This is a genomic window from Bacteroides xylanisolvens (assembly GCF_018289135.1).
In the GTDB taxonomy this organism is placed as follows: domain Bacteria; phylum Bacteroidota; class Bacteroidia; order Bacteroidales; family Bacteroidaceae; genus Bacteroides; species Bacteroides xylanisolvens.
Genome location: NZ_CP072216.1, coordinates 3,254,380 through 3,266,590, shown reverse-complemented (window position 1 = coordinate 3,266,590; position 12,211 = coordinate 3,254,380). Strand labels below are relative to the sequence as shown.

At 43.8% G+C, this 12,211-nt stretch carries 7 protein-coding genes; all 7 read left to right on the top strand.

Annotated elements, in window-relative coordinates:
* Positions 1–257: 257 nt before the first annotated feature.
* The 7 genes from mutA (at position 258) to INE92_RS13940 (ending at position 12,201) form a co-directional block, all read left to right on the top strand.
* On the top strand, positions 258–2,159 hold the full coding sequence (gene mutA, locus INE92_RS13970; protein ID WP_015531418.1) for a methylmalonyl-CoA mutase small subunit: 1,902 nt from the start codon (positions 258–260) through the stop codon (positions 2,157–2,159).
* A 1-nt stretch (position 2,160) separates the two neighbouring features.
* Positions 2,161–4,308, top strand: a complete 2,148-nt coding sequence (gene scpA, locus INE92_RS13965) for a methylmalonyl-CoA mutase (protein WP_008641116.1) — start codon at positions 2,161–2,163, stop codon at positions 4,306–4,308.
* Between the two features lie 147 nt (positions 4,309–4,455).
* Complete coding sequence (locus INE92_RS13960) at positions 4,456–5,007, top strand: RNA polymerase sigma-70 factor (protein WP_008641117.1); 552 nt, start codon at positions 4,456–4,458, stop codon at positions 5,005–5,007.
* A 63-nt stretch (positions 5,008–5,070) separates the two neighbouring features.
* Positions 5,071–6,087: a FecR family protein gene (locus INE92_RS13955; protein ID WP_008641120.1), complete on the top strand. Its 1,017-nt coding sequence runs from the start codon at positions 5,071–5,073 to the stop codon at positions 6,085–6,087.
* Between the two features lie 177 nt (positions 6,088–6,264).
* The gene (locus INE92_RS13950) at positions 6,265–9,627 is read left to right on the top strand and encodes a TonB-dependent receptor (protein ID WP_015531419.1); all 3,363 of its coding nucleotides are present in this window, start codon (positions 6,265–6,267) and stop codon (positions 9,625–9,627) included.
* Positions 9,628–9,632: 5 nt separating this feature from the next.
* A complete protein-coding gene (locus INE92_RS13945) occupies positions 9,633–11,273 on the top strand; it encodes a SusD/RagB family nutrient-binding outer membrane lipoprotein (RefSeq protein WP_015531420.1) in 1,641 nt (546 codons plus the stop codon).
* Positions 11,274–11,298: 25 nt separating this feature from the next.
* Positions 11,299–12,201, top strand: coding sequence for a glycoside hydrolase family 18 (locus tag INE92_RS13940; RefSeq protein ID WP_015531421.1), 903 nt, complete (start codon positions 11,299–11,301; stop codon positions 12,199–12,201).
* The last annotated feature ends 10 nt before the right edge of the window (positions 12,202–12,211 follow it).

Here is a 12,211-nt window from a genome sequence, read left to right as displayed (position 1 = left end):
TTTATAATGTTTTTCTAAAAACGGGTGCAAAATTACTCATAACATTGGAGCAAATCAAATAAATGGAGAACTAAAAAAATAAAGAATGAAGAATTTCTATGCAGATTCTATGCGAGAGTGAGAGGTGTGCGAATTTTCTATAAAAAGAAGTTTTGTTTTAACTTATTGGTTATATTTGCATGTCGAACAACAGACAATTAGAAAGAGATAGATAAAAATAAAGACAATATTAATCTTGTTTTAATTTTAGATAAACTATGGCAGACAAAAAAGAAAAACTCTTCTCAGACTTTTCTCCTGTCTCCACCGAACAATGGATGGAGAAGGTTACAGCCGACTTGAAAGGTGCTGATTTTGAGAAGAAGCTCGTTTGGAAAACAAACGAAGGGTTTAAAGTGAAACCTTTCTACCGGATGGAAGATCTGGAGGGTTTAAAAACTACTGATGCGCTTCCCGGAGAGTTCCCTTATCTGAGAGGAACTAAAAAAGACAACAATGAGTGGTTGGTTCGCCAGGAAATCAGGGTAGAATGCCCCAAAGAGGCCAATGCAAAAGCACTGGACATCTTAAATAAGGGTGTTGATTCACTATCTTTCCATGTAAAAGCAAAAGAACTCAATGCGGAATATATCGAGACGCTGTTGAATGATATTCAGGCAGAGTGCGTTGAATTAAATTTCTCAACTTGCCAGGGGCATGTTGTGGAGTTGGCCAATTTGCTGGTGGCTTATTTCCAGAAGAAAGACTATGATGTGAAGAAGCTGAAAGGCTCTATCAATTATGATTTCTTCAATAAGATGCTGACTCGCGGTAAGGAAAAAGGGGATATGGTGCAGACAGCGAAAGCGTTGATCGAAGCTATCCAGCCGCTTCCTTTTTATCGTGTATTGAATGTAAATGCAATCTCATTAAACAATGCCGGAGCTTATATCTCTCAAGAGTTGGGTTATGCATTGGCTTGGGGTAATGAATACATGAATCAGTTGACTGATGCCGGTATTCCTGCTGCCGTAGTAGCTAAAAAGATAAAATTCAACTTCGGTATCAGTTCCAATTACTTCCTTGAAATTGCGAAGTTCCGTGCCGCACGTCTGTTGTGGGCAAATATCGTAGCTTCTTATAAACCTGAATGTCTGCGTGATTGCGATAATAAGGGAGCTAACGGCGAATGTCGTTGTGCAGCAAAAATGGCGGTTCATGCCGAAACTTCTACTTTTAATCTTACTTTGTTTGACGCACACGTGAATTTGCTTCGTACACAGACTGAAGCAATGAGTGCCGCTTTGGGTGGGGTAGATTCAATGACAGTCGTTCCGTTTGATAAGACTTATGAGACTCCGGATGAATTATCAGAACGTCTGGCTCGCAATCAACAACTATTGCTGAAAGAAGAATCTCATTTCGATAAAGTAATTGATCCGGCTGCCGGTTCTTATTATATTGAGAACCTGACTGTATCTATTGCTAAACAAGCGTGGGAACTTTTCCTTGCTACCGAAGAAGCAGGTGGTTTCTATGCCGCATTAAAGGCTGGTACAGTTCAGGCAGCAGTAAACGAAAGCAATAAAGCTCGTCATAAAGCAGTGGCACAGCGTCGTGAAATTCTGTTGGGTACTAACCAATTCCCGAATTTCAACGAAAAAGCCGGTGACAAGAAACCTGTGGAAGGAAAATGCTGCTGTGGAGGTGACTCTCATACTTGTGAGAAAGATGTGGATACATTGGTATTCGACCGTGCAGCTAGTGAGTTTGAAGCGTTACGTCTTGAAACGGAAGCATCGGGCAAACGTCCGAAGGCGTTCATGTTGACAATTGGTAATCTGGCGATGCGTCAGGCACGTGCGCAATATTCTTGTAACTTCCTGGCTTGTGCCGGTTATGAAGTAGTCGATAATCTAGGATTTGAAACAGTAGAGGCAGGAGTAGAGGCAGCGATGGCTGCGAAAGCTGATATTGTTGTCATCTGTTCCAGCGATGATGAATATGCTGAATATGCAGTTCCTGCTTTCAAGGCCTTGAATGGTCGCGCTATGTTTATCGTAGCCGGTGCTCCGGCTTGTATGGATGACTTGAAAGCCGCAGGCATCGAAAACTTCATCCATGTTCGTGTCAACGTATTGGATACCTTGAAAGAGTTTAACGCTAAACTATTGAAGTAAGATGAGAAAAGATTTTAAAAACATTGATATATATGCCGCATTTCAGCCTGCTAACGGTGCTGAATGGCAAAAGGCTAACGGTATCTCCGCCGACTGGAAAACACCGGAACACATTGAAGTGAAGCCTGTTTATACAAAAGAAGACCTCGAAGGAATGGAACACCTCGGCTATGCTGCCGGACTTCCTCCGTATTTGCGTGGTCCGTATTCAGTAATGTACACCCTGCGTCCCTGGACCATCCGTCAGTATGCCGGATTCTCTACTGCCGAAGAGTCCAATGCTTTCTATCGCCGTAATCTGGCTTCCGGTCAGAAAGGTTTGTCAGTAGCATTTGACTTGGCTACTCACCGCGGTTATGATCCCGATCACGAACGTGTAGTGGGTGACGTAGGTAAAGCAGGTGTATCTATCTGTTCATTGGAAAACATGAAAGTTTTGTTCGATGGTATTCCTTTGAATAAGATGTCTGTATCCATGACGATGAATGGTGCTGTGCTTCCGATTATGGCATTCTATATCAATGCCGGTTTGGAACAAGGTGCTAAACTCGAAGAAATGGCAGGTACTATCCAGAACGATATTTTGAAAGAATTCATGGTGCGTAATACCTATATTTATCCGCCTGCATTCTCTATGAAGATTATTTCTGATATCTTCGAATACACTTCACAGAAGATGCCGAAGTTCAACTCTATTTCTATCTCCGGTTATCACATGCAGGAAGCAGGTGCTACCGCAGATATTGAGTTGGCTTATACATTGGCTGACGGTTTGGAATATCTCCGTGCCGGAACAGCAGCAGGTATTGATATTGATGCATTTGCTCCGCGTCTTTCTTTCTTCTGGGCAATCGGAACCAATCACTTCATGGAAATTGCCAAGATGCGTGCCGCACGTATGCTGTGGGCGAAGATTGTGAAACAGTTTAATCCGAAGAACCCGAAATCACTGGCCTTGCGTACTCACTCACAGACTTCCGGATGGTCATTGACGGAGCAAGATCCGTTCAACAACGTAGGACGTACCTGTATTGAGGCTATGGCTGCAGCTTTGGGACATACCCAATCTTTGCATACCAATGCATTGGATGAGGCTATTGCTCTTCCGACAGATTTCTCTGCACGTATCGCACGTAACACACAGATTTATATTCAGGAAGAAACTTACATCTGCAAGAACGTTGACCCATGGGGCGGCTCTTACTATGTAGAATCTCTGACGAACGAACTGGCACACAAGGCTTGGGAACATATTCAGGAAATTGAAAAACTGGGTGGTATGGCGAAAGCTATCGAAACAGGTATTCCTAAAATGCGTATCGAGGAAGCGGCTGCACGTACACAGGCTCGTATCGACAGCGGTCAGCAGACCATTGTGGGTGTGAACAAGTATCGTTTGGAAAAAGAAGCTCCGATTGATATCCTTGAAATTGATAATACGGCAGTTCGTCTTGAACAGATTGAAAACCTGAAACGTTTGAAAGAAGGACGTAATCAGGCTGAAGTGGACAAGGCATTAGCAGCTATCACTGAATGTGTGAAGACCGGCAAGGGTAACTTGCTTGAACTGGCAGTTGAAGCAGCTCGTGTTCGTGCTACTTTAGGCGAAATTTCTTATGCGTGCGAACAGGTTGTAGGACGTTATAAAGCAATAATTAGAACTATATCAGGCGTGTATTCATCAGAAAGTAAAAACGATAGCGACTTCAAGCGTGCTTGTGAACTGGCAGAGAAGTTTGCGAAAAAAGAGGGACGTCAACCTCGTATCATGGTTGCAAAGATGGGACAGGACGGTCATGACCGTGGTGCCAAGGTAGTAGCAACGGGTTATGCGGACTGTGGTTTCGACGTGGATATGGGACCGTTGTTCCAGACTCCGGCAGAAGCTGCTCGTGAAGCGGTAGAAAACGATGTTCATGTAGTAGGTGTTTCTTCACTGGCTGCCGGTCATAAGACATTGGTTCCGCAGATTATTGAAGAACTGAAGAAACTGGGACGTGAAGACATTGTGGTGATTGCCGGTGGTGTTATTCCTGCACAGGATTATGACTTCCTGTATAAGGCAGGTGTAGCTGCTATCTTTGGTCCGGGTACTCCGGTGGCGAAGGCTGCTTGTCAGATTTTGGAAATTCTGATGGATGAAGAATAACTTCTGAAATTCTTTAGAATCTTATAATATTCCCACCTTTTAGACTTGTTTTGGTTTAAAAGGTGGGATGTTTTTTTGTTTATATTCTTTGTCTTCTCTTTATTTTGTCTATATTTGTCCGGCTTTCATTGTAAAAAGACTTAATGAATGAATGGAAACAGAGACAATATAGATGTCTGTTTTGAGCAGTTTTATGCCGCTAACTTCCCGAGGGTCAAGAACTTTGCAAGGTTGTTGACTAAATCGGAGGAAGATGCGGAAGATATTGCTCAGAATATATTTCTTAAGTTATGGACACGTCCTGAACTTTGGCAAGAACAGGAAACCATGACTGGTTATCTCTATACTGTGACCCGGAATGAAATTTTCAACTTGTTCAAGCATCAGAAGGTAGAGCAGGAATATGAAGACAAAGTTTTGAAAGCCCAGTTGTTGGGTGAACTTTGTGACGAAGATTCCTCCCTGTTAGAAAATCTATACTATAAAGAAGTATTGATGCTTATCAAAATGACACTCAGTCAGTTGCCTGATCGTCGCAGACAAGTTTTTGAGATGAGCCGTTTTGAAGGACTTTCTCATAAAGAAATAGCAGATAAATTGCAAATCCCATTACGTACGGTAGAAGATCATATCTATAAAACATTGACCGAACTTCGCAAAGTGTTAATGTTTGTTATTCTCTTCCGGATCTTCCCGTAGTTTCTTTTCCTGAATAGTGATATTTATGTAAGTGTTTCTAAATACAATAATAAATACCACTTTATGAAGAATTATATTCGCGACGTAATCGACCGTTATATTAAGCATGACTATCCGGAAGAAGTCGATCAGGATTTTCGCACATGGTTGATTAGTGAGGAGCGTGCTGACGAGAAAGACTGTGAACTCAATAAACTTTGGGAGGCAACCGAAGCTGCTACAACTCCCGGTTATCGTGATTCTTTGGAACGGATGCACGAACTTACGGGGATCGGGGTGAGACGGCGGATTCATTTTCTACATGCGCGTTTGATAGTCTGGCGGATAGCAGCAGCTTTATTGATAGCCATATCTTCTGTTTCGATTTATTTGGCGTTGCAGAACCGTCAGGCACCGGATCTGTTGCAAGCATATATTCCTACTGCCGAAATGCGGAATCTTACTTTGCCGGACGGCACACAGGTATTAATTAATTCTCAAAGCACTTTACTTTACCCCAAAGAATTTACGGGTGATACACGTTCCGTATATTTAGTGGGAGAAGCCGCTTTTAAAGTGAAGCGTGATGAAGAACATCCTTTTATAGTAAAGTCTTCTGATTTTCAGGTGACTGCGTTAGGAACAGAGTTCAACGTGACAGCTTATCCGGATGAAGAAGAAGTGACAGCAACATTGATTTCAGGAAAGGTGCTGGTAGAGTATAACGGACAGAAAAAACAGGAAATATTGAAGCCGAACGAGCAGTTGGCTTACAATAAGCGTAGTCGCTCCGGAAACGTACTTCGTCCTGATATGCAGGATGTCACAGCTTGGCAGCATGGTGAACTTGTCCTTCGTAGTATGACGCTGGAGGAAATATTCACCCGCCTTGAACGTAAATACCCTTACACATTTGTTTATAGTTTCCGTAGTATGAAAGAAGACCGTTTCAATCTTACTTTCGGGCAAAATGCTTCCATAGAAGAAATAATGGATATTGTTGCTCGTGTAGCAGGGAATCTGGACTATCAGATTGTGGGAGACAAGTGCTATATTTCCATTAACGGAAAAAGCAAACTCCGACATCAGGGGACGAAATAGAACCTGTATATTATACTAATATTAACCTTAAAATACATTGAGCCTATGCGGAAAAAATATCCGGGAGAAGCTGCAACCTTCCCCCGGATGTGAAATCGAAATTCTTACTATTAGCGTTAACCAGACGCTACTAAATTCGAGAATCTAACTTTATCTGTATAAACTAATACTAAGAAGATGCAGCAAATTTATGAATTTATAGCCAATAAGCAGGCAATCAGTCGAGTATTTATGCTTTTTTTGTGCTGTCTGCTCCTTTCTGCTCCTACTTTTGCTCAAAGTAGCAATGTCCGGATTACGATCCATAAGAAAAACATATCGGTCATCGAGGCATTGAAAGAGGTGGAAAAACAAACGAAACTGTCCGTTGGTTACAACGAGTCGCAGTTGAAAAACAAACCCTCCATCAATTTGGCGTTAGAAAAAGCCACGCTGGAGAGTTCTCTCAAAGAAATCCTTAGAAATACGGGATATACCTATCAGTTAAAAGGAAAATATGTAATCATCGTTCCACAGGAAAAACAAGAAGCGGAAGCAGCTTCTGTCAAACGTATCACCGGCCGTGTGCTGGATGATAACGGAGAGCCGTTAATTGGTGTCAATGTACATGTAGAGGGAACGAGTGTCGGTTCTATTACGGATATTGACGGTAATTTTATACTCGAAGCTCCTGTTGGAAGTGTGTTGAGTATCAGTTATGTAGGTTACACTCCACAGACGGTAAAAGTAACCGGACAGAATATATATAGCGTGCAACTGGCTTCGGATACAAAACTGTTGAGTGAAGTCGTTGTAACAGCACTTGGCATCAAACGCGAGCAGAAAGCATTGAGCTACAACGTACAGCAAGTAAAGTCCGACGAACTGACCCAGATTAAGGATGCTAATTTTGTAAACAGTCTGAATGGTAAAGTTGCGGGTGTTACTATCAATACGAGCTCTTCTGGTGTCGGTGGGGCAAGTAGAGTGGTGATGCGTGGAACAAAGTCTATTGAACAGAGTAGTAACGCTTTGTACGTGATTGACGGTATTCCGATGTATAATTTCGGTGGCGGAGGAGATACGGAATTTGGTTCAAAGGGAGCTACCGAGGCCATTGCTGATATTAATCCGGAAGATATAGAAAGTATTTCCGTACTGACTGGAGCGGCAGCTGCCGCCCTTTATGGTAGTAATGCGGCAAACGGTGCGATTGTGATTACTACAAAAAAAGGACAGGTAGGTAAGCTGCAAGTAGGTGTATCAAGTGGCATTGAATGGTTGAATGCTTTTAAGATGCCCGAGTTCCAGGGCCGTTATGGTACAGGTAGTAATGGTAAAGCGGGAAATTCCAATATTTATAGCTGGGGACCGAAGTTGAACTCGGCTGCTCAAACAGGATATGAACCCGATGATTTCTTTGATACGGGTGCGGTATATACAAATTCCGTTACGTTGTCTACCGGAACGGATAAAAATCAGACTTTCTTTTCTGCAGCTGCCGTCAACTCGGCAGGGATGGTTCCCAACAATAGGTATAACAGATATAATTTCACTTTCCGCAATACGACCAGTTTTTTGAATGACAAGATGAAACTGGATGTAAGTGCAAGCTATATTCTTCAGAACGACCGTAATATGACCAATCAGGGGCAGTACTCCAATCCGTTGGTTTCTGCTTATCTTTTTCCTCGCGGGGATGATTTCTCTATAGTGAAGAATTTCGAGCGTTGGGATGAAGCCCGGAAAATTAGCGTACAGTTTTGGCCGCAGGGCGAAGGTGACCTTCGTATGCAGAATCCTTATTGGATTGCTTACCGTAATCTCCGTCTTAACAATAAGAAACGCTATATGGCTTCAGCAGGTTTGAGTTACCAGATTCTTGACTGGCTGAATGTGGCAGGGCGTGTCCGCATCGACAATACTCATAGCGAATATGAAGGCAAGCTTTATGCAAGCAGTAGCAACACGCTGACTGACGGTAGTTCACAAGGCCATTATACAGTAAACAACGGACAATATTCGCAGACTTATGCCGATGTGTTGGTGAATATTAATAAACGTATTCAGGATTTTACGATTGTAGCCAATATCGGTGCCAGTTATAGTGGAGTGACTAGTAAGGAATTGGGCTATGCGGGGCCTATACGAGAAACAGGTATTCCTAATCTGTTCAATGTTTACGACCTTGACAACGCAAAAAAACGTGCTACGCAGGTGGGTTGGCGCGAAGCGACCGAATCTATTTTTGCCAGTGCCGAAGTAGGGTGGAAAAGTATGCTTTATCTCACCGTTACAGGACGTAACGACTGGGCTTCGCAGCTGACACATTCTCCGCAGGCTTCATTCTTCTATCCTTCCGTAGGGCTTTCGGCTGTCATCACTGAAATGTTGAAACTGCCTGATTGGGTGGATTATCTTAAAGTACGCGGATCGTTCAGTTCCGTAGGTAATCCTTATCCTCGTTTTCTTACCTATCCTACTTACTCGTATGATGCCAATAAGCAGGACTGGAAATCGCAGACGAATTATCCCATTGGTAAACTATACCCCGAGCGTACTGACTCATGGGAAGTAGGTCTGGATGCAACCCTGTTTAAAGATTTCAAATTGAGCGGATCTTTCTATTACGCCAATACTTATAATCAGACATTCGATCCTCGGCTTCCTGTATCATCGGGATATGACAAACTGTATGTACAGACCGGATATGTACGCAACTATGGTTTCGAGGCTATGTTGTCTTATGGACATCGTTGGGGAGATTTCAGTTGGGACAGCAGCTTTACTTTCTCGGCCAACAAGAATGAAATCGTTGAACTGGTGAAGGATTATGTTCACCCGGAGACGGGAAAAACTTACAACGTCGATAAACTGGAACTCAAAACCGATGAAGGCCGCGGATTCGGAAAGGCGAAATTTATCCTGAAGGAAGGTGGTACGCTGGGCGATCTTTATACCCATGCCGATTTGAAGCGTGATATTAACGGTAATGTCCTGATTGACGATAGCGGCAATGTGACAGCCATCGACAATGCCGGTGACATAAAGTTGGGAAGCGTACTTCCTAAGGCAAATTTAGCCTGGAATAATAGCTTCTCTTATAAAGGTATCAATGCCGGTTTCTTGTTGACAGCCCGTTTGGGCGGAATCGTTTATTCGGCAACACAGGCTTATCTTGATCTTTATGGAGTATCTGAAACATCTGCTGCCGCGCGTGATGCCGGAGGAGTATGGATAAATGGCCGTAGCCGCGTGAATCCGCAAAGCTTCTATGAAGTGGTAGCATCGCAGAGCGGATTGCCTACCTACTATACTTATAGTGCTACCAACCTGCGTCTGCAGGAGGCACATATCGGTTACACCGTTCCGCGCCGCTGGCTGGGCAATGTTTGTGATATCAATGTATCCCTTGTGGGGAGAAATCTCTGGATGATCTACTGTAAAGCTCCTTTCGATCCTGAAGCAGTAGCTACTACGAACAACTATTATCAGGGAATCGACTACTTCATGATGCCGAGTACCCGGAATATAGGATTTAACATAAAGATTAACTTCTAAATACTATGATGGACATGAAACGAATATATAACATTCTTCTGATAATGATCCTTTCATTATTTCTGCTTCCGTTGGGCGGTTGTTTCGACAGCGACATCAACCGGAGTATGTATGAAGCGGACGGAGAAGAAATGCAGCGTGAGAATCATATTGTAGGTGCTACGCTCAAAGGAATGCAGGGATTGGTGATTCCTACACGTGAACACCTTTACCAGTTTATGGATGCCATGGCAGGAGGAGCATACGGTGGTTATCTGGAAGGAATTGTAGACACTTGGGTGATGAAATTCTCTACTTTCAATCCCGAACAGGGATGGCTCAAATCCCCGTTTGCCGATCCGATTAAAGACATGTACCCGCAGTACCGCGATATGATGAACAAGACGGATGACCCTGTGGCATTAGCTTTCGGTAAAATTCTCCGGGTGTGTATCATGCATCGTGTGACGGACATTTACGGTCCGATTCCTTATTCGAAGATGATGGATAATGATAATTCGGGTGAAGACCTGGCTGTCCCTTACGATTCGCAGGAGCAGGTATATACACAGATGCTGAAAGAACTGGAAGAAGCGGATAAAGTGTTGGAGGAAAACAAAGACCTGTCGTCCGAGGCTTTCCGCAAACTGGAAGACTTGTATTACGGAAACATTTCCAAATGGCGTAAGTTTGTACATTCCATGCAACTTCGCATTGCCATGCGTATGAGCTATGTCAATCCTACCGAGGCGCAACGTATTGCGCAGAAGGCTGTGGAAGCGGGAGTGATTGAATCGAATGAGGACAACGCCATGCTTCATGTGGCGGAGAACCGTTCGGAGTTGCTGTTTAATAACTGGAATGACTACCGTATCAGTGCCGATTTAGTTTCTATTATGAAAGGTTATGAAGATCCGCGTTTGGATAAGATGTTTGTCAAAGGTGTGCAGACAGTCGATCAGGATGGCGAGAAAGTCGATGTATACGATTATTACGGTGTACGTATCGGCATATTTACCCAGAAGAAAGACGACATGATTAATCTTTACTCAAAGCAGGTGATTTCCAGCACCGACCCTTATCTCTGGATGAATGCGGCGGAGGTGACTTTCCTTCGTGCCGAGGGCGCGTTGCGTGGTTGGAGTATGGGAGGCGATGCGCAGGCATTGTATGAAAAGGCTATTGCCCTTTCATTCGAAGAGCGTGGCGGAGCCACCGGAGCAGACCAATATGTGAAGGATGCGGAGAAAAAGCCTATAGACTATGTGAACCCGATGGACGGGGCTGATATTAAGTATAGCCATCCGGCGGTAAGTACCATTACGATTGCCTGGGAACCTGGAGCGGAGTATTTCGAACGGAACCTGGAGCGTATCATTACTCAAAAATGGATTGCAATATTTCCGCTGGGGCTGGAAGCATGGGCGGAACATCGTCGTACGGGCTATCCGAAATTGTTGCCTGCCGTGGAGAATAAAGACCCCAATAATAGTGTGAATGTAACAATCGGTCCCCGTCGTTTGCCTTTCCCGGCCGATGAATATACAGGGAATCCGAAATACATTGATCAAGCTGTAGAAATGCTGAATGGTCCCGATGCCGCAGGAACTAAACTTTGGTGGGATAAGAAAGACCATTCCATTGAGAATAGTCAATCCTCAAACTAGAACGAACCTTTAAATCAATGAGATTATGAAATATAAATCAATCTTTAAGTTATGCCTACTGACTACTTTCTTGTCGGTTGCCACCATCAGTTGCGACGACTGGACGGAAATGGAAATACATGATAGTCAGGTGAATGGGTTTAAGGAACAGAATCCGCAAGAATATGCGGTATATACGCAGAATCTTCGTGCATATAAGGCAACGAAACATGCTGTCGTTTATGCCCGGTTGGATAATGCTCCGGAAGTATCTACTAGTGAGAAGGATTTTCTCCGTGCGTTGCCGGATAGTATCGATATAGTGACGATGCGTAATGCCGACCGTCTGTCCGAATATGACCGGGAAGATATGAAGTTGGTGCGTGAGGATTATGGGACGAAAGTGCTTTACTATATAGATTGCACGGCTAAAGATAAATTGAATACCTCTATAACCTCTGCTGTTGAGACAGTGCGTGCGGGGACATTTGACGGGATTGCCCTCGGTTCGGAAGGCTCTGCGGTAGACGTCTCGGCGTTAAAGCCGCTGCTGGATGCTTTGGGACAGACACCGTGTCTGTTAGTTTTTGAGGGTACTCCTTCCTTGTTGCCGGAAGCGCAGCGCAGCCTTTTCAACTATTTCGTACTCGATATTTCCGGTGCATCCGATGAATATGATATAGAAACCTCCGTATTCTATGCCACCGGATATGGCAAGGCCGCTCCGGATCGCCTGCTGTTGGCTGTCACTCCTGACGGTACATTGACCGACTATAACGGAGTGACGCGCAATGCCATCGCCGGAGCTGCTTACGGTGCTCTCAATATGGAAACACCATTGGGAGGTATTGCTATTTACAATATCTCTGCCGATTACTACGATACTGATATTATTTATAAACAGACCCGTGGAGGTATTCAATTCCTGAATCCTGCTTCGGCTCACTAAACGATGTAAG

What these genes read in the sequence shown, in the direction of transcription:
- INE92_RS13950 (WP_015531419.1), top strand. Translation starts at nt 6,265, where the DNA reads ATGCAGCAAATTTATGAATTTATAGCCAATAAGCAGGCAATCAGTCGA.
- INE92_RS13955 (WP_008641120.1), top strand. Translation starts at nt 5,071, where the DNA reads ATGAAGAATTATATTCGCGACGTAATCGACCGTTATATTAAGCATGAC.
- mutA (WP_015531418.1), top strand. Translation starts at nt 258, where the DNA reads ATGGCAGACAAAAAAGAAAAACTCTTCTCAGACTTTTCTCCTGTCTCC.
- INE92_RS13940 (WP_015531421.1), top strand. Translation starts at nt 11,299, where the DNA reads ATGAAATATAAATCAATCTTTAAGTTATGCCTACTGACTACTTTCTTG.
- INE92_RS13960 (WP_008641117.1), top strand. Translation starts at nt 4,456, where the DNA reads ATGAATGGAAACAGAGACAATATAGATGTCTGTTTTGAGCAGTTTTAT.
- scpA (WP_008641116.1), top strand. Translation starts at nt 2,161, where the DNA reads ATGAGAAAAGATTTTAAAAACATTGATATATATGCCGCATTTCAGCCT.
- INE92_RS13945 (WP_015531420.1), top strand. Translation starts at nt 9,633, where the DNA reads ATGATGGACATGAAACGAATATATAACATTCTTCTGATAATGATCCTT.